The sequence below is a fragment of the Leucobacter fengyongliangi genome (assembly GCF_050971685.1).
Lineage (GTDB): Bacteria > Actinomycetota > Actinomycetes > Actinomycetales > Microbacteriaceae > Leucobacter.
In genome coordinates, this window is the sequence record NZ_JBPCEU010000009.1 from 1 (window position 1) to 16,753 (window position 16,753).

Genomic DNA, 16,753 nt, shown 5'->3' on the forward strand with positions numbered 1-16,753 from the left:
CCACCACCCGGCCAGCTGCCGCGCCAGCGGCCGCGATCCACAATCTTCACATTCACCCCCACGCGGAGGAGACACCTGTGGCACAAGACGTGCTCACCGACCTGAGTAAGGTCCGCAACATCGGCATCATGGCCCACATTGATGCTGGCAAGACCACCACCACCGAGCGCATCCTGTTCTACACGGGTGTCAACCACAAGCTGGGCGAGACCCACGATGGCGCCTCGACCACCGACTGGATGGAGCAGGAGAAGGAACGCGGCATCACGATCACCAGCGCCGCGGTGACCTGCTTCTGGAACAAGAACCAGATCAACATCATTGACACCCCCGGCCACGTTGACTTCACCGTTGAGGTGGAGCGCTCGCTTCGCGTGCTCGATGGTGCCGTTGCGGTGTTCGACGGCAAGGAGGGCGTGGAGCCCCAGTCGGAGACCGTCTGGCGTCAGGCCGACAAGTACGGTGTGCCCCGCATCTGCTTCGTCAACAAGATGGACAAGATGGGCGCCGACTTCTACTTCACGGTCGACACCATCATCAACCGACTCGGTGCACGGCCGCTCGTGATGCAGCTGCCCATCGGTTCGGAGTCGGAGTTCACCGGCGTCGTTGACCTGCTCACGATGAAGGCCTTCGTCTGGGAGGGTGACTCTAAGGGTGATGTCACCCTGGGTGCGAACTACGAAACCCAGGAAATCCCGGCCGACCTGCAGGAAAAGGCCGAGGAATACCGCGCCAAGCTCGTCGAGACCGTCGCCGAGACCGACGACGCGATGCTTGAAAAGTACTTCGGTGGAGAAGAGCTGTCGATCGACGAACTGAAGGCGGGCATCCGCAAGATGGTCGTCAACAGCGAGATCTACCCGGTCTTCTGCGGCTCCGCCTTCAAGAACCGCGGCATCCAGCCGATGCTCGACGCCGTGGTGGATTACCTCCCGAACCCGCTCGATGTGGGTGCGATCGAGGCACACGATCCCCGCGACGAGTCGATCGTCATCGAACGCCGCCCCTCGTCAGAGGAGCCGTTCTCTGCGCTTGCGTTCAAGGTCGCAGTGCACCCCTTCTTTGGTCGTCTGACCTACGTGCGCGTGTACTCCGGTTACGCGGAGTCGGGTGCCCAGGTCGTCAACACGACCAAGGGTAAGAAGGAGCGCATCGGCAAGATCTTCCAGATGCACGCCAACAAGGAGATCCCGGTCGAGAGCGTTACCGCAGGCAACATCTACGCGGTGATTGGTCTGAAGGACACGACCACGGGTGACACCCTGTCGGATCCCAACAACCAGGTCGTTCTCGAATCGATGACCTTCCCCGAGCCCGTGATCGAGGTGGCAATCGAGCCGAAGACCAAGGGTGACCAGGAAAAGCTGTCGCTCGCGATCCAGAAGCTTGCCGAAGAGGATCCCACCTTCCGTGTCAGCCTGAACCCCGAGACCGGCCAGACCGTGATCGCCGGTATGGGCGAGCTTCACCTCGACATCTTGGTCGATCGCATGAAGCGCGAGTTCAAGGTTGAGGCCAACGTGGGCAAGCCCCAGGTCGCCTACCGCGAGACCATCCGCAAGACGGTCGAGAAGCACGACTACACCCACAAGAAGCAGACCGGTGGATCCGGCCAGTTCGCGAAGGTGCAGATCGCCATCGAGCCGCTCGCGGCAGATGCCGAAAAGGTCTACGAGTTCGAGGACAAGGTGACCGGTGGTCGCATTCCTCGCGAGTACATCCCGTCGGTCAACGCAGGCATCCAAGACGCGATGCAGTACGGCATTCTTGCCGGCTTCCCCGTCGTGGGTGTCAAGGCGAGCCTGCTCGACGGCCAGTACCACGATGTCGACTCTTCGGAGATGGCGTTCAAGATCGCTGGCTCAATGGCATTCAAGGAGGCTGCCCGTAAGGCTGGCCCGGTTATCCTTGAGCCGATGATGGCCGTCGAGGTTCGTACTCCTGAGGAGTACATGGGCGACGTGATCGGCGACTTGAACTCCCGTCGTGGGCAGATTCAGGCGATGGAGGATGCAAGTGGCGTGAAGGTCATTCGCGCGCTTGTGCCGCTGTCTGAAATGTTCGGGTACATCGGTGACTTGCGGTCGAAGACCAGCGGTCGTGCGGTGTTCTCGATGACCTTCGACTCCTATGCTGAGGTGCCGAAGGCTGTGGCCGAAGAAATCGTTCAGAAGGCTCAGGGCGCGTAACAGTGCCCCCGTGCTCGGGGGGAGAGCCCATGGGCTTCGCCCCCCGAGCAGTTCAGGTCGCAACATGCGGCGTGAGCAAGTAACATAGAAACACACCCCCCCGTGCTCGAACTCTCCGAAACCGTCGGAGGGAGAGGGTACTTTACGTCCTGAGGAGGACCACAGTGGCGAAGGCCAAGTTCGAGCGGAACAAGCCGCACGTAAATATCGGTACGATCGGTCACGTCGACCACGGTAAGACCACTCTTACCGCGGCGATCTCGAAGACCCTTGCCGACAAGTACCCGTCAGCCACTAACGTGCAGCGCGACTTCGATACGATCGACTCGGCTCCGGAAGAGCGCCAGCGCGGCATCACCATCAACATCTCGCACGTTGAGTACGAGACCCCGAAGCGTCACTACGCTCACGTTGATGCACCTGGCCACGCTGACTACATCAAGAACATGATCACCGGTGCTGCGCAGATGGATGGCGCGATCCTCGTGGTTGCCGCAACCGACGGCATGATGGCTCAGACCAAGGAGCACATCCTCCTCGCGAAGCAGGTTGGCGTTCCTTACCTCATGGTGGCACTGAACAAGTGCGACCAGGTTGACGATGAGGAAATCCTCGAGCTCGTCGAGATGGAGGTCCGCGAGGAACTCTCCAAGCAGGGCTACCCGGGAGACGACGTTCCCGTGGTGCGCGTTTCGGGCTATCAGGCTCTCCAGGGCGAAGAGAAGTGGGTCAACGCAATCGTTGAGCTCATGGACGCCGTTGACGAGTCGATCCCGGATCCCGTACGCGACAAGGACAAGCCGTTCCTGATGCCCGTTGAGGATGTCTTCACGATCACCGGTCGTGGCACCGTGGTGACGGGTCGCGCCGAGCGTGGCACGCTGAAGATCAACTCCGAGGTCGAGATCGTGGGTCTGCGTCCGACGCAGAAGACCACCGTCACCGGCATCGAGATGTTCCACAAGCAGCTCGACGAGGCATGGGCCGGCGAGAACTGTGGTCTGCTGCTTCGCGGCACCAAGCGCGAAGACGTTGAGCGTGGCCAGGTTGTCGTGCAGCCCGGTTCGATCACCCCGCACACCAAGTTCGAGGGCACCGCCTACATCCTCAAGAAGGAAGAGGGCGGCCGTCACAACCCGTTCGAGACGAACTATCGTCCCCAGTTCTACTTCCGTACGACTGACGTGACCGGTGTCATCACCCTTCCCGAAGACAAGCCGATGGTTATGCCCGGCGACACCACCGACATGGTGGTTCAGCTGATCCAGCCCATCGCTATGGAAGAGGGCCTCGGCTTCGCGATCCGTGAGGGTGGCCGCACCGTCGGCGCCGGCACGGTGACCAAGGTTCTCGAGTAGTCACTCGCTGAGTACAGGAACGGCCCCCGAGGATTCTCGGGGGCCGTTCCTGCGTGTAGGCAAATGGTTATTCATTCCCGATCTTGCCGTCGAGGTTCGCGCGCACATCTTCGATTTTTTCTGCGTGCTTCCCGCCGGTGATCTTGTTTGCGAGATCAGCGGCACCTCCGAGCAGCTTGTCGCTGATGCCCTCGGCCTGCTCGCTCTGCAGGGCGTCGTTGATCTTCGCAGAATTCTCCTTCGCGAAGTCGCTGGCCTTCTTTCCGAGATCCTCGATTGCCATGGTGTGTCCTCTCGCCTCTCCGCTCAGATGCGGACTTGCCACGGAGCGTGTGCACCGATGCTTCATTATTGCAATTGCGTCCGCACTTTGACAGGGCAGGTTGTGCTGCACCCTGCACCCTGCACCCTGCACCCTGCACCCTGCACCCTGCACCCCGCACACGTCGCCCAGATCCCGCACTGCTCGGGCACGCGGCCGACATGCGGCATTGGCGGCGCTCGCGCCGGTATCCTGTCAGTGACTGTCCCTCTGGCGAGTCAACCCTCATTTTCTGGAGATTTGGTGCCTCAACGACCCAGTGCTCGCATTTCGCACTTCGCCCGCCTGTACGGGCTGATCTTTGTGTGCGACGCCGCGGCGTGGGCCATTGGCATCCTGGCGGCGCTCGTGTTGAGATTCGACTTCAACGTCATGCGGATCCACTGGGGGTGGACGTTCGCGCTGATTGGAGTGACCGTTGCGCTCCAACTGGCATGGGGTTGGTTGTCTTGGCTGTATCGGAGCAGATACGAGATAGGCAGCTTTGATGAGGTACGGGCCCTCGTCTTCGATGTCATCGGTGTGATGGTGCTTGCCTGGGGATTCGCCTACTTGGTCGGCTATGGTAACGGGATCCCGCGCAGCACCATGATCATTGCCGCTCCGATCGCGTTTTCGATGATGGGGGTCGTGCGTTACCTGATGCGGCTCTCCGCGGAGCAGCGCATGAAGCCGGGCGTGGGCGCGGAACGCGTGATCCTGTACGGTGCCGGCTACCTCGGACATCAGACCGCGAAACGGCTCCTGACAGACCCCGTGGCCTCTTCTCTGCCTGTGGGCTTCCTCGACGAGGATCCGCTCAAACGAAACCTGGAGGTGCGCGGGGTTCGCGTGCTTGGCGGTCTTCGCGACCTCGAGCGTGCGGCGATGGAGACTCGTGCAACCGCGCTCATCGTCTGCATCGGAGATGCAGACGCCATGCTGATGCGCCAGATCGATGAGGCCGCCGACAAGATCGGTCTCAAGGTCATGGTGCTGCCGCCCCTTGAACAGCTGCTCAATAATAAGTCGTCGATCGCCGAGGTGCGTGAATTGTCGATCGAAGATCTGATCGGTCGCCACCCCGTGCGACTTGAAACGGAATCGATCGCACAGTATCTGCAGGATCGCACGGTGCTCGTCACCGGCGCTGGAGGATCGATCGGTTCGGAACTGTGCCGGCAACTCGCGAGGTTCGCTCCGAAGGAGCTGATCCTGCTCGATAGAGACGAAACGTCACTGCAGGCAACGCAGCTCGCCATCAGCGGACACGGTCTCCTTGACACCCGAGATGTTGTGCTCGCAGACATCCGTGATTCGGAGATGCTGATGCGCATCTTCGCCGAGCGGCAACCCGAGGTCGTCTTCCATGCGGCGGCGCTCAAGCATCTCCCCATGCTCGAGCAGTACCCGGACGAGGCTTGGAAGACGAATGTGCTGGGCACGCTCAATGTTCTCCGTGCGGCACAGTCGGTCGGTGTCACCACGTTTGTGAACATTTCCACCGACAAGGCGGCGAACCCAACGAGCGTGCTGGGCCATTCCAAGCGTGTCGCCGAGAAGCTCACGGCGTGGATGGCGGAATCGACTGGCCAGCGCTACCTATCGGTGCGATTCGGCAATGTGATCGGCAGTCGCGGCTCGATGCTTCCCACCTTCCGGGCACTCATCGACGCTGGTGGGCCGCTGACGGTCACACACCCCGATGTCACTCGGTTCTTCATGACGATTCCCGAAGCCTGTCAGCTCGTGATTCAGGCCGGCGGCATCGGTCGTCCCGGGGAGGTGCTGATCCTCGACATGGGTGAGCCGGTGCGCATCCTTGACGTGGCCAACCGTATGATCGCGCAATCGGGTAAACCGATCGAGATTGTCTTCACTGGCTTGCGTCACGGTGAGAAGATGCACGAGGAGCTCACCGGAACGGGAGAGGGCAACGAGCGGCCCTTCCACCCTAAGATCTCCCATGCAGTCGTGAGTTCGATGAGTCCTGAAGTGCTCGATCACGCTGGTTGGGTCGCCCGGCTCAATCTCACAGACGAAGCGGGGGAGCGGGTTCAGTGATCCCACTGATCGCAGGCCTGGTGACGTTGGGGCTCAGCCTCGCTTTGCCATTCGTTATCAAGCCGTTTCTCATGAAACTCGGTGTCATGGACGTGCCGTCCGAGCGATCTTCGCACGAGCGCCCAATTCTTCGCGGCCTGGGGCTCGCGGTGCTGCTTGCGATGCTCATAGGTGGCCTCGTCGCTCTCGGCTGGTTCCTCGCAGCCGACGCATCGAGGTGGTCGCTCCTGGCCGTGGTGGTGGCGACATCGCTGGCTGCCGGACTGCTTGGTTTTGCTGAAGATCTTCAGGGGCTCAGCGTGGCGGTGCGCAGCTTGCTTCTCCTCGCGATCGCTGGGTTGGCCATGGGTGCGCTGGTGTGGGTGGGCAGCACATTCCCCGAGTACTGGATTGCGGGCACCCCAATCTGGGTGCGCGCCCTCCTCGTTCTATACGGCGTGCTCTTCATCTCCAGCTTCATCAACGTCGCGAACTTCATGGATGGACTCAACGGGATTAGCGGCCTTCACGGTGCAGTCGCCGGGGCAACCTTCGCGTCGGCGGGCCTGATTTCCGAACAGGGATGGCTCGTTGCGGCTGGCCTCGTGCTCGCCGCTGGGTTCCTCGGGTTTCTCCCGTGGAACCTCACACCGCCCGGTGCCTTTCTCGGTGATGTCGGGAGTTACCTGCTTGGTGGCGCGATCGCGGTCACGAGCTTTGCTGCCCTCATGTCGGGCGTTCCAATTCTCGCGACCATCGGGCCCATGATTATCTACTTCGGCGACGTTGGGGTGACCCTCGCGAAGCGTATGCGGGCCGGCTACAGATGGGATGAGCCGCACAAGGAGCACGTCTACCAGCGCATTCAGCAGCTGGGCTACAGCCATGTGACGGCATCGGGCATGACCGCCGGATTTACCGCATTAGCCTCACTGCTTGGTCTCGCCTCGTTTTTCGTGCCGCCCATCTGGTGGATCGGCCTCCTCCTTGCCGGCCTCGCTGTCCTCGCGGTGTACCTCAGACTCCCGAGGCTCCTCCCCGCCAGATGATCGCGACAGCGATGCCAGCGGCATCGCGACACGCCCGGGTTGCACAACACCAGAATCCGTGCCAGAATGTACAGGTTCAGTACTTTCCGCGATGCGGGAATCACTGCCCTGCTGTGCATAGTCGTGGGACGCAATGCGATCCACTCTTTGACTAGGCCGCGGGTAGCGAACGCCACGCTCACCAGACTCGTGAGACCGGGCTTTGCCGGGTCTGTACTGCTGCGTGATCGTTTGACAGGTGAACAGCGAATGCGCATTCCTCCGCGGATGCCAGGGCACTGATAGCAAGACGTCCAATGCTGGGCGTGCTCGAGAGAGCGCGAACGGTAAGACGCACACAGAAAGAGAGAGTCACATGGCGGGACAGAAGATCCGCATCCGACTGAAGTCGTATGACCACGAAGTCATCGACAACTCGGCACGCAAAATTGTCGACACGGTCACCCGTGCTGGTGCCACAGTTATTGGCCCAGTGCCCCTTCCCACGGAGAAGAATGTGATCGCTGTGATCCGTTCGCCTCACAAGTACAAAGACAGCCGGGAGCACTTCGAGAAGCGCACCCACAAGCGTCTGATCGACATCATCGATCCCACCCCCAAGGCCGTTGACTCACTCATGCGTCTCGACCTGCCTGCCGATGTCAACATCGAGATCAAGCTGTAGGGGGGCCGGAAATGTCGAACGTAAATCGTAACGTCAAAGGCCTGCTGGGCATGAAGCTCGGTATGACCCAGGTGTGGGATGAGAACGGCAAGGTCGTTCCCGTCACCGTCATCGAGGTGTCCCCCAACGTGGTCACGCAGATTCGTACCCCCGAGGTCGACGGCTACAGCGCCGTGCAGATCGCCGCGGGTCAGATTGATCCCCGCAAGGTGAACCAGCCGAGTGCAGGTCACTTCGCGAAGGCTGGCGTCACACCCCGCCGCCACCTCACCGAGGTGCGCACGGCTGATGCCGCGGAGTACGCGCTGGGCCAGGAGCTCACGCTCGACGCCACCTTCGAAGCCGGTCAGAAGATCGACGTCGTCGGTACCTCGAAGGGCAAGGGCTTCGCTGGTGTCATGAAGCGTCACAACTTCAAGGGTGTCAGCGCCTCGCACGGTGCGCACCGTAACCACCGTAAGCCTGGCTCAATCGGTGGCGCTGCCACGCCGGGTCGCGTATTCAAGGGTCACCGTATGGCTGGCCGCATGGGCACCGATCGCGTGACCGTGCAGAACCTCACCGTCCAGGCAATCGACGCCGAGAAGGGCCTGCTGCTCGTCAAGGGTGCTGTTCCCGGTGGTCGTGGCCGTCTCGTATTCGTCCGCAACGCTGTAAAGGGGGCGTAGTACATGGCTACCGCAACCACGCTTGAGGTCATCGACGTACAGGGCAAGAAGGCTGGGTCGGTTGACCTGCCCGAAACTCTGTTTGCCGTCGAGACCAATGTCCCGCTCATCCACCAGGTCGTCACGGCTCAGCTCGCTGCTGCACGTCAGGGCACCCACAAGACCAAGAACCGCGGCGAAGTCAGCGGATCTGGTGTGAAGCCGTTCAAGCAGAAGGGCACCGGCCGCGCTCGTCAGGGTTCGGTTCGTGCTCCTGAGCACCGTGGCGGCGGAATCGTGCACGGCCCGGTGCCGCGCGATTACTCGCAGCGCACCCCGAAGAAGATGATTGCTGCCGCGCTTCGCGGTTTGCTGTCCGATCGCGCTCGCGGCGGACGCCTGCACATCATCGACACCTTCGGGATCGACGACAAGCCCAGCACGAAGGCTGCACGCGATGTGCTTGCCGCAGTCGCTCCGGGTCGCCGCGTTCTGGTGGTGCTCAACCGCGATGACGAGCTCAGCACGCTGAGCCTGCGCAACATCCCGAACGTGCACATCCTGCCGTGGGATCAGCTCAACGCGTACGACGTGGTCGTCAGTGATGACCTCGTCTTCACCAAGGGCGCTTTCGATGCCTTCGTGGCAGATCGCACCGCCAAAGACACCGCGAAGGGGGCCGCGAAGTGAGCCTGAACAAGTCGCCGCACGACGTCATCATTCGTCCGATTGTCTCTGAGAAGAGCTACGGGATGATCGATGCGAACGGTCAGTACACCTTCGAGGTCCAGCCCACTGCAAGCAAGACCGAGATCAAACTCGCAATTGAGCAGGTATTCAACGTGAAGGTTGACAAGATCAACACGCTGAACCGCAAGGGCAAGACCCGTCGCACCAAGTTCGGCGCTGGCAAGCGCAAGGACACCAAGCGTGCCATCGTCACCCTGAAGTCGGGCACCATCGACATCTTCACGGCTGCGCTGTAGCTCGGAAGCGAAGAGGAATAATCATGGCAATTCGTAAGTACAAGCCGACGACTCCGGGTCGTCGCGGATCAAGCGTCGCTGACTTCGCTGAGATCACGCGTTCGACCCCCGAGAAGTCCCTCCTGCGTCCGCTGTCAAAGACCGGTGGCCGTAACAACCAAGGCCGTATCACGACCCGTCACATTGGTGGTGGCCACAAGCGCCAGTACCGCGTGATCGACTTCCGTCGTCACGATAAAGACGGCGTGAACGCGAAGGTCGCTCACATTGAGTACGACCCCAACCGCACCGCGCGTATCGCGCTCCTGCACTACATCGACGGCACGAAGCGTTACATCATCGCGCCGAACAAGTTGAAGCAGGGCGACATTGTCGAGGCTGGGGCTGGTGCCGACATCAAGCCGGGCAACAACCTTCCGTTGAAGAACATCCCGACCGGTACCGTGATCCACGCGATCGAGTTGAAGCCCGGTGGCGGCGCGAAGCTCGCTCGTTCGGCTGGTGCCTCGGTGCGACTCGTCGCAAAGGATGGCCCCTACGCCCAGTTGCGTCTCCCCTCGGGCGAGATCCGCAACGTTGACGTGCGCTGCCGCGCAACCGTCGGCGAGGTTGGCAACGCTGAGCAGTCAAACATCAACTGGGGTAAGGCTGGCCGTATGCGCTGGAAGGGCGTTCGCCCGACCGTGCGTGGCGTCGTCATGAACCCGGTGGATCACCCGCACGGTGGTGGCGAAGGCCGCACCTCAGGTGGTCGTCACCCGGTTAGCCCGTGGGGCCAGAAAGAAGGCCGCACGCGCAAAGCCAACAAGGAAAGCGACAAGCTCATCGTTCGTCGCCGCAACGCTGGCAAGAAGCGTTAGCCGGCAGGTAGGAAAGAGTAGAAGATGCCTCGTAGTCTCAAGAAGGGCCCCTTCGTCGATAACCACCTGCTGAGCAAGGTGGTTACTCAGAACGAAGCCGGTACCAAACATGTAATCAAGACCTGGTCACGCCGTTCGATGATCATCCCAGCCATGCTGGGACACACCATCGCGGTGCACGACGGTCGTAAGCACATCCCGGTGTTCGTCACCGAAACCATGGTGGGTCACAAGTTGGGCGAATTTGCACCGACTCGTACCTTCCGCGGTCACGTGAAGGACGACAAGAAGGGCCGTCGCCGCTAGCGCGGTGACGTGAAGGAGGAAGAGAAATGGTGGAGTCGATCGCACGTGTGCGTCAAATCCGCGTTACCCCCCAGAAGGCCCGTCGTGTCGTTGACCTGATCCGTGGCAAGAACGCTCAGGAGGCCCTGGCCATCCTGAAGTTCGCCCCGCAGGCAGCATCGGAGCCCGTGTTCAAGCTGGTGGCAGCCGCCATCGCGAACGCACGAGTTAAGGCCGACAATGAGAACTTGCGCCTGAACGAAGACGAACTCGTCATCGCTCGTGCGTTCGTTGACGAGGGTGCAACGCTCAAGCGTTTCCGCCCCCGCGCTCAGGGTCGTGCATTCCGCATCAATAAGCGCACGAGCCACATCACCGTCATCTTGCAGACGGCTGATGAACTCGCCGCCGCGAAGAAGGGAGCCAAATAATGGGCCAGAAGATTCATCCCTACGGCTTCCGCCTCGGGATCACTACCGATCACGTGTCGCGGTGGTTCTCGGATTCAACGAAGCCGGGACAGCGTTACGCGGATTACCTCGCTGAGGACATCCACATCCGTCAGTACCTGACCAAGACCCTTGACCGTGCTGGCGTGAGCCGTGTGGAGATCGAGCGCACCCGTGACCGCGTGCGCGTTGACATCCACTCGGCACGCCCCGGCATCGTGATCGGCCGTCGTGGCGCCGAGGCTGAGCGGATTCGCGCAGATCTCGAAAAGCTCACTGGCAAGCAGATTCAGCTGAACATCCTCGAGGTGAAGAACCCCGAAGCCGACGCTCAGTTGGTTGCGCAGGGTGTTGCTGAGCAGCTCGCCGCACGTGTGGCGTTCCGTCGCGCGATGCGCAAGGGCCTGCAAGGCGCACAGCGCGCTGGTGCCAAGGGTGTGCGGATCCAGGTCTCCGGCCGTCTCGGCGGCGCCGAGATGAGCCGTTCGGAGTTCTACCGCGAAGGTCGTGTGCCGCTGCACACGCTACGCGCAAACATCGACTACGGCTTCTACGAGGCCAAGACCACCTTCGGCCGCATTGGTGTGAAGGTCTGGATCTACAAGGGTGACCTCACCAACAAGGAACTCGCTCGTGAGCAGGCGGCCCAGAAGCCGTCGCGCGATCGCGGCGACCGCCGCCGTGCCCCCCGTGGGGCACAGGCCGAGGCTGCGCCTGCCGCAGCAGGAGCGGAGAAGTAAGCATGCTGATTCCTCGTCGAGTCAAGTACCGCAAGCAGCATCACCCCGGCCGTAGCGGTCAGTCCAAAGGCGGAAACCAGGTCACCTTCGGTGAATTCGGTATCCAGGCGCTGACCCCCGCGTACGTGACGAACCGTCAGATCGAGTCCGCTCGTATCGCGATGACCCGTCACATCAAGCGTGGCGGCAAGGTATGGATCAACATCTACCCCGATCGCCCTCTCACCAAGAAGCCTGCGGAAACCCGCATGGGTTCCGGTAAGGGTTCGCCCGAGTGGTGGGTGGCCAACGTAAAGCCGGGCCGCGTCCTCTTCGAGGTCGCCGGTGTCGATGAGCAGCTTGCACGTGAGGCGCTCACCCGAGCCATTCACAAGCTGCCCCTCAAGGCCCGCATTATCAAGCGTGAGGAGGGCGACGCGTAATGTCTATTGGAAGCAAAGAGTTGGCAATTACCGAGCTCGATACTTTTGAAGACGAGCGACTGGCTGAAGAGCTGAAAAAGGCCAAGGCCGAGCTCTTCAACCTGCGCTTCCAGTCGGCCACCGGCCAGCTGGAAAGCCACGGGCGCGTGCGTCAGGTGAAGCGCGACATCGCTCGTATCTACACCGTATTGCGCGAGCGTGAGCTGGGCATTCGCCCGACCCCCGCTGCTGCTCCTGAGCCCGTAAAGGCCAAGAAGAGCACGAAGAAGACCGAGCAGGCGGACGCCGCCGCTGAGACGAAGGAGGCCGAGTAATGGCTGAGGTCGAGACTGTACAGCGCGGCTACCGCAAGGCTCGTCGCGGATACGTTGTCAGCGACAAGATGGATAAGACCATCGTCGTTGAGGTGGAAGATCGTGTGAAGCACCCGCTTTACGGCAAGGTCCTGCGCCGCACCTCGAAGGTGAAAGTCCATGACGAGCAGAACACCGCCGGCATCGGCGATCTCGTGCTCATCCACGAGACCCGCCCGCTGAGCGCCACCAAGCGCTGGCGCCTGGTCGAGATCCTCGAAAAGGCGAAGTAAGCCCCCGGCTTACGGAAGAAGGAGTAACAAGTGATTCAGCAGGAATCGCGACTCAAGGTAGCGGATAACACCGGCGCCAAGGAGTTGCTCACGATTCGTGTGCTCGGGGGTTCGAGGCGCCGCTACGCGGGTCTCGGTGACACCATCGTCGCGACCGTAAAGGACGCGATCCCCGGGGGCAACGTGAAGAAGGGCGAGGTCGTTAAGGCGGTCATCGTTCGTACCCGCAAGTCCACCCGCCGTGCTGATGGTTCGTACATCAGCTTCGACGAGAACGCGGCCGTCCTTTTGAAGGCGGACGGGGAGCCTCGCGGCACCCGTATCTTCGGGCCGGTTGGCCGCGAGCTTCGCGACAAGAAGTTCATGAAGATCGTTTCGCTCGCACCGGAGGTGATCTAGCACTATGGGTAGCAAGATCAAGAAGGGTGACCTCGTTGAGGTCATCTCGGGCCCCACGCAAGAGCGCGGTGGCTACAAGGGTAAGCAGGGCCGCGTCATTGCGGTGCTGACCGAGAGCGATCGCGTCGTCGTCGAAGGTGTCAATTACGTCACCAAGCACGTGCGTCAGGGTCAGTCGTCCCGCGGTACGAAGGAAGGCGGGATCGAGACTCACGAGGCTCCGATCCACGTCTCCAACGTCGCGGTCGTCGACCCCGAGACCAAGAAGCCGACTCGCGTTGGCTTCCGCGTCGAAGAGGTGGAGCGCAACGGTAAGAAGAAGACCGTGCGCGTTCGCTACGCCAAGAAGTCTGGGAAGGACCTCTAATGACTGAGACTGCTGCGTCCGCTGGCACTGTGTCAGCGGCGAAAGCCTTGCCGAGCCTGAAGCAGAAGTACCGCGCGGAAATCGTGCCGGCACTTCGCGAGGAGTTCGGTTTCGCCAACGTGCACCAGGTTCCCGGCGTCGTCAAGGTCGTCGTGAACACCGGTGTCGGCGAGGCCGCCCGCGACAGCAAGGTGATCGAGGGCGCAATCGCCGACCTCGTGAAGATCACCGGCCAGAAGCCCATGGTCACCAAGGCCCGCAAGTCCATCGCGCAGTTCAAGCTGCGTGAGGGCCAGGCCATTGGTGCACACGTCACTCTTCGTGGTGACCGTGCATGGGAATTCCTCGATCGCCTCATCTCCCTCGCCCTGCCCCGTATCCGCGATTTCCGCGGCTTGTCGGCCAAGCAGTTCGATGGAAACGGTAACTACACCTTCGGCATCACCGAGCAGAGTGTGTTCCACGAGATCGATCAGGATAAGATCGACCGGGTGCGTGGCTTCGACATCACCGTCGTAACCACCGCCAAGACCGACGACGAGGGTCGGGCGCTGCTGAAGGCGCTCGGTTTCCCGTTCAAGGAAGACAACTAAATAGACCAAGTGGAGAGGCGCCCCGTTCGCGGGGCGCCTGATCCACGTATCACCTAGGTCTGCAGTCGCGTAACGGCTGGAGAAACCAGGCGAAAAAGAAAGAGTCACTTATGACGATGACCGATCCGGTCGCAGATATGCTGACCCGGTTGCGCAACGCTAATTCCGCGCACCATGATGACGTTTCGCTCCCAGGCTCAAAGCTGAAGGAGCGGATCGCAGAGATCCTCAAGCGTGAGGGCTACATCGCAGACTGGAAGGTGGAAGACGCGCGCGTCGGAACCACCATCACCATGTCGCTGAAGTACGGCCCCAACCGCGAGCGTTCGATCGTAGGCATTAAGCGGGTTTCCAAGCCCGGTCTTCGTGTGTACGCAGGTTCGACCGAGATCCCGAGCGTACTCGGTGGCCTTGGTATTGCGATCCTTTCCACCTCCTCCGGGCTCTTGACCGACCGCGAGGCCGAGCAGAAGGGCGTAGGCGGAGAAGTTCTCGCCTACGTGTGGTAATCCGTCATGTCACGTATCGGTAAGCTTCCCATCGCCGTTCCCGGCGGTGTCACTGTCTCGATCGATGGCCAGCAGGTCACGGTCAAGGGTTCAAAGGGTGAGCTCGCGCTCGTCGTTTCCGAGCCCATTCGCGTAGCTCTCGAGGATGGCCAGGTGCTCGTCACCCGTCCGAACGATGAGCGCGACTCCCGAGCGCTGCACGGTTTGACCCGTACGCTCATCAACAACAACATCATCGGCGTGACCGAGGGCTACGTTAAGCAGCTTGAGGTTGTCGGCACCGGTTACCGCGTGCAGCAGAAGGGCACCGGCCTGGAGCTGGCGCTCGGCTTCTCGCACCCTGTACTCGTTGACGCTCCCGAGGGCATCTCGCTCGAGGTCGAAGGCAGCACTAAGATCACCGTTCGCGGGATCGATAAGCAGGCTGTCGGCGAGGCCGCAGCCAACATTCGCAAGCTGAAGAAGCCGGAACCCTACAAGGGCAAAGGCATTCGTTACGCCGGCGAGGTTGTCCGTCGCAAGGCTGGAAAGGCTGGTAAGTAACCCATGGCCGCTTCAATTTCACGGGCTAAGGGTCGTTCGGCAGCGCGTATTCGCCGCCACGTCCGCCTCCGCAAGAAGATCGTCGGCACCGAGGCGCGTCCGCGTCTCGTGGTCAACCGCTCCTCGCGTCACGTATTCGTTCAGGTCATCGACGATTCGAAGGGTTTCACCCTCGCATCGGCATCGACCATGGAAGCCGATTTGCGCTCCTTCGAGGGCGACAAGACGGCAAAGGCTCGCCGCGTTGGCGAGTTGGTAGCCGAGCGCGCAAAGAGCGCCGGAATCGACGCTGTGGTCTTCGACCGCGGCGGTAGCAAGTACGCCGGCCGCGTAGCCGCGATTGCCGACGGCGCACGCGAAGGGGGGCTGACCCTGTGAGCGAAGTAACGAAGGAGCAGGAAGTGAACGCAGAGGCCCAGGCCGAGACCCCGGCCGCTGAGGCACAGGGCGCCGCGGCTCCGGCTCAGGATCACCGCAGCGAGCCCCGCGAGGCTCGCCGTGGCAGCCGCGACCGCGGCACCCGCAACGAGCGCGGTGGACGCGACCGCAACGAGAGCCAGTTCCTCGAGCGCGTCGTCACCATCAACCGCGTCTCGAAGGTCGTCAAGGGCGGCCGCCGCTTCAGCTTCACCGCGCTCGTCGTGGTTGGAGATGGCAACGGCACCGTGGGTGTTGGCTACGGCAAAGCGAAGGAAGTTCCCCTCGCAATTGCCAAGGGCGTTGAGGAAGCGAAGAAGAACTTCTTCCGCGTCCCCCGCGTTGGCAGCACCATCCCGCACCCCGTGCAGGGTGAGGCCGCAGCAGGCGTTGTTCTGCTTCGTCCCGCAGCCGCCGGTACCGGTGTTATCGCCGGTGGTCCCGTTCGTGCCGTACTCGAGTGCGCAGGCATCCACGACGTGCTCAGCAAGTCGCTGGGTTCGTCGAACACCCTGAACATCGTGCACGCGACCGTTGCGGCGCTGCAGCAGCTGGAGGAGCCCCGCTCCGTCGCAGCTCGCCGTGGCCTCGACTTCGATCGTGTCGCTCCGGCTCGCCTCGTGCGCGCTGAGGCGAAGGCGATGGCCGATGCCGCTGCTCAGGCGAAGGCGGGTGCGTAATGGCTAAGGCGCTGAAGATTACGCAGACCAAGTCCGTTATCAGTGAGAAGCAGAACCAGCGCGACACACTTCGCAGCTTGGGTCTCAAGCGAATCGGCGATTCCGTCGTACGCGAAGACACCCGTGCGAACCGCGGGTACGTCCGCGCTGTTGCTCACCTGGTTCAGGTTGAGGAGATCGACGCATGAGCGAGAAGAACGAGGAAGGCCGTTCGCAGGTACTGAAGGCTCATCACCTTCGTCCTGCGCCCGGTTCCAAGAAGGCTAAGACCCGCGTGGGTCGCGGCGAAGGCTCCAAGGGCAAGACCGCTGGTCGAGGCACCAAGGGCCAGAAGGCGCGCTACCAGGTCAAGGCTGGGTTCGAGGGTGGGCAGATGCCCCTGCACATGCGCACCCCGAAGCTGCGCGGGTTTAAGAACCCGTTCCGCACCGAGTACCAGGTTGTCAATGTTGCGAAGCTGGCCGAGCTCTACCCCGAGGGCGGTGTCGTTACCGTTGCTGACCTCGTGGAAAAGGGCGCGGTTCGCAGGAACCAGCCCGTGAAGGTGCTGGGCAACGGCGACCTTCAGGTGAAGCTCACCGTGCAGGTCGACAAGGTCTCCGGCTCAGCTGAGCAGAAGATCGTTGCCGCCGGGGGCGAAATCAAGTAGTTAGACCCGAATAT

25 protein-coding genes are annotated in these 16,753 nt (G+C 61.7%); 24 read left to right on the plus strand and 1 reads right to left on the minus strand.

From position 1 onward, the window contains the following. The first annotated feature begins 77 nt into the window (after window positions 1-77). Both fusA and tuf read left to right on the plus strand, forming a co-directional pair. A complete protein-coding gene (gene fusA / locus ACR0R4_RS07875; RefSeq protein ID WP_433646950.1) occupies window positions 78-2,192 on the plus strand; it encodes an elongation factor G in 2,115 nt (704 codons plus the stop codon). Window positions 2,193-2,356: 164 nt separating this feature from the next. Next, window positions 2,357-3,550, plus strand: a complete 1,194-nt coding sequence (gene tuf, locus ACR0R4_RS07880; RefSeq protein ID WP_433646795.1) for an elongation factor Tu — start codon at window positions 2,357-2,359, stop codon at window positions 3,548-3,550. Between the two features lie 67 nt (window positions 3,551-3,617). Here the strand turns inward: tuf and ACR0R4_RS07885 are convergent, their stop codons facing one another. Beyond that, window positions 3,618-3,833, minus strand: coding sequence for an antitoxin (locus tag ACR0R4_RS07885; RefSeq protein ID WP_433646796.1), 216 nt, complete (start codon window positions 3,831-3,833; stop codon window positions 3,618-3,620). A gap of 282 nt (window positions 3,834-4,115) precedes the next feature. Here ACR0R4_RS07885 and ACR0R4_RS07890 point away from each other — a divergent pair, with 282 nt between their 5' ends. The 22 genes from ACR0R4_RS07890 to rplO all read left to right on the plus strand — a co-directional run bounded on the left by ACR0R4_RS07890 (window position 4,116) and on the right by rplO (window position 16,739). Next, window positions 4,116-5,915, plus strand: a complete 1,800-nt coding sequence (locus ACR0R4_RS07890) for a polysaccharide biosynthesis protein (protein WP_433646797.1) — start codon at window positions 4,116-4,118, stop codon at window positions 5,913-5,915. Beyond that, window positions 5,912-6,943: an MraY family glycosyltransferase gene (locus ACR0R4_RS07895; RefSeq protein WP_433646798.1), complete on the plus strand. Its 1,032-nt coding sequence runs from the start codon at window positions 5,912-5,914 to the stop codon at window positions 6,941-6,943. The genes ACR0R4_RS07890 and ACR0R4_RS07895 overlap by 4 nt, the downstream gene beginning before the upstream one ends. Before the next feature lie 355 nt (window positions 6,944-7,298). Then, window positions 7,299-7,607 carry a 30S ribosomal protein S10 gene (gene rpsJ / locus ACR0R4_RS07900; RefSeq protein WP_433646799.1) on the plus strand — a complete coding sequence of 103 codons (309 nt, stop codon included), beginning with the start codon at window positions 7,299-7,301 and terminating at the stop codon, window positions 7,605-7,607. An 11-nt stretch (window positions 7,608-7,618) separates the two neighbouring features. Then, window positions 7,619-8,275: a 50S ribosomal protein L3 gene (gene rplC / locus ACR0R4_RS07905; protein WP_433646800.1), complete on the plus strand. Its 657-nt coding sequence runs from the start codon at window positions 7,619-7,621 to the stop codon at window positions 8,273-8,275. 3 nt (window positions 8,276-8,278) lie between these two features. Then, on the plus strand, window positions 8,279-8,944 hold the full coding sequence (gene rplD / locus ACR0R4_RS07910; protein WP_433646801.1) for a 50S ribosomal protein L4: 666 nt from the start codon (window positions 8,279-8,281) through the stop codon (window positions 8,942-8,944). Then, entirely contained in the window at window positions 8,941-9,240 is a 300-nt protein-coding gene (gene rplW, locus ACR0R4_RS07915; RefSeq protein ID WP_433646802.1) for a 50S ribosomal protein L23, read from the plus strand. The genes rplD and rplW overlap by 4 nt, the downstream gene beginning before the upstream one ends. 23 nt (window positions 9,241-9,263) lie before the next feature. Beyond that, window positions 9,264-10,100, plus strand: a complete 837-nt coding sequence (gene rplB / locus ACR0R4_RS07920; RefSeq protein WP_433646803.1) for a 50S ribosomal protein L2 — start codon at window positions 9,264-9,266, stop codon at window positions 10,098-10,100. Window positions 10,101-10,124: 24 nt separating this feature from the next. Then, the gene (rpsS, locus tag ACR0R4_RS07925; RefSeq protein WP_433646804.1) at window positions 10,125-10,406 is read left to right on the plus strand and encodes a 30S ribosomal protein S19; all 282 of its coding nucleotides are present in this window, start codon (window positions 10,125-10,127) and stop codon (window positions 10,404-10,406) included. A gap of 26 nt (window positions 10,407-10,432) precedes the next feature. Then, on the plus strand, window positions 10,433-10,816 hold the full coding sequence (gene rplV / locus ACR0R4_RS07930; RefSeq protein ID WP_433646805.1) for a 50S ribosomal protein L22: 384 nt from the start codon (window positions 10,433-10,435) through the stop codon (window positions 10,814-10,816). Beyond that, on the plus strand, window positions 10,816-11,574 hold the full coding sequence (gene rpsC, locus ACR0R4_RS07935; RefSeq protein ID WP_433646806.1) for a 30S ribosomal protein S3: 759 nt from the start codon (window positions 10,816-10,818) through the stop codon (window positions 11,572-11,574). Before rplV ends, rpsC begins: the two co-directional genes overlap by 1 nt. Before the next feature lie 2 nt (window positions 11,575-11,576). Further along, a complete protein-coding gene (rplP, locus tag ACR0R4_RS07940; RefSeq protein ID WP_433646807.1) occupies window positions 11,577-11,996 on the plus strand; it encodes a 50S ribosomal protein L16 in 420 nt (139 codons plus the stop codon). After that, on the plus strand, window positions 11,996-12,310 hold the full coding sequence (gene rpmC / locus ACR0R4_RS07945) for a 50S ribosomal protein L29 (RefSeq protein ID WP_433646808.1): 315 nt from the start codon (window positions 11,996-11,998) through the stop codon (window positions 12,308-12,310). The genes rplP and rpmC overlap by 1 nt, the downstream gene beginning before the upstream one ends. After that, window positions 12,310-12,582 (plus strand): 30S ribosomal protein S17, encoded by a 273-nt coding sequence (gene rpsQ, locus ACR0R4_RS07950; protein ID WP_433646809.1) that lies wholly within the window; start codon window positions 12,310-12,312, stop codon window positions 12,580-12,582. The genes rpmC and rpsQ overlap by 1 nt, the downstream gene beginning before the upstream one ends. 30 nt (window positions 12,583-12,612) lie before the next feature. Then, a complete protein-coding gene (gene rplN / locus ACR0R4_RS07955) occupies window positions 12,613-12,981 on the plus strand; it encodes a 50S ribosomal protein L14 (RefSeq protein ID WP_433646810.1) in 369 nt (122 codons plus the stop codon). A 4-nt stretch (window positions 12,982-12,985) separates the two neighbouring features. Next, entirely contained in the window at window positions 12,986-13,348 is a 363-nt protein-coding gene (rplX, locus tag ACR0R4_RS07960) for a 50S ribosomal protein L24 (protein WP_433646811.1), read from the plus strand. Then, complete coding sequence (gene rplE, locus ACR0R4_RS07965) at window positions 13,348-13,941, plus strand: 50S ribosomal protein L5 (RefSeq protein WP_433646812.1); 594 nt, start codon at window positions 13,348-13,350, stop codon at window positions 13,939-13,941. Before rplX ends, rplE begins: the two co-directional genes overlap by 1 nt. A 110-nt stretch (window positions 13,942-14,051) precedes the next feature. Next, window positions 14,052-14,450 (plus strand): 30S ribosomal protein S8, encoded by a 399-nt coding sequence (rpsH, locus tag ACR0R4_RS07970; RefSeq protein WP_433646813.1) that lies wholly within the window; start codon window positions 14,052-14,054, stop codon window positions 14,448-14,450. Between the two features lie 6 nt (window positions 14,451-14,456). After that, window positions 14,457-14,993 (plus strand): 50S ribosomal protein L6, encoded by a 537-nt coding sequence (gene rplF, locus ACR0R4_RS07975; RefSeq protein ID WP_433646814.1) that lies wholly within the window; start codon window positions 14,457-14,459, stop codon window positions 14,991-14,993. 3 nt (window positions 14,994-14,996) lie between these two features. Then, a complete protein-coding gene (gene rplR / locus ACR0R4_RS07980) occupies window positions 14,997-15,371 on the plus strand; it encodes a 50S ribosomal protein L18 (protein ID WP_433646815.1) in 375 nt (124 codons plus the stop codon). After that, window positions 15,368-16,090 (plus strand): 30S ribosomal protein S5, encoded by a 723-nt coding sequence (gene rpsE / locus ACR0R4_RS07985; protein WP_433646816.1) that lies wholly within the window; start codon window positions 15,368-15,370, stop codon window positions 16,088-16,090. The genes rplR and rpsE overlap by 4 nt, the downstream gene beginning before the upstream one ends. Further along, on the plus strand, window positions 16,090-16,278 hold the full coding sequence (gene rpmD / locus ACR0R4_RS07990; protein ID WP_433646817.1) for a 50S ribosomal protein L30: 189 nt from the start codon (window positions 16,090-16,092) through the stop codon (window positions 16,276-16,278). Before rpsE ends, rpmD begins: the two co-directional genes overlap by 1 nt. Further along, window positions 16,275-16,739 carry a 50S ribosomal protein L15 gene (gene rplO, locus ACR0R4_RS07995; protein ID WP_433646818.1) on the plus strand — a complete coding sequence of 155 codons (465 nt, stop codon included), beginning with the start codon at window positions 16,275-16,277 and terminating at the stop codon, window positions 16,737-16,739. The genes rpmD and rplO overlap by 4 nt, the downstream gene beginning before the upstream one ends. Window positions 16,740-16,753: the final 14 nt, after the last annotated feature.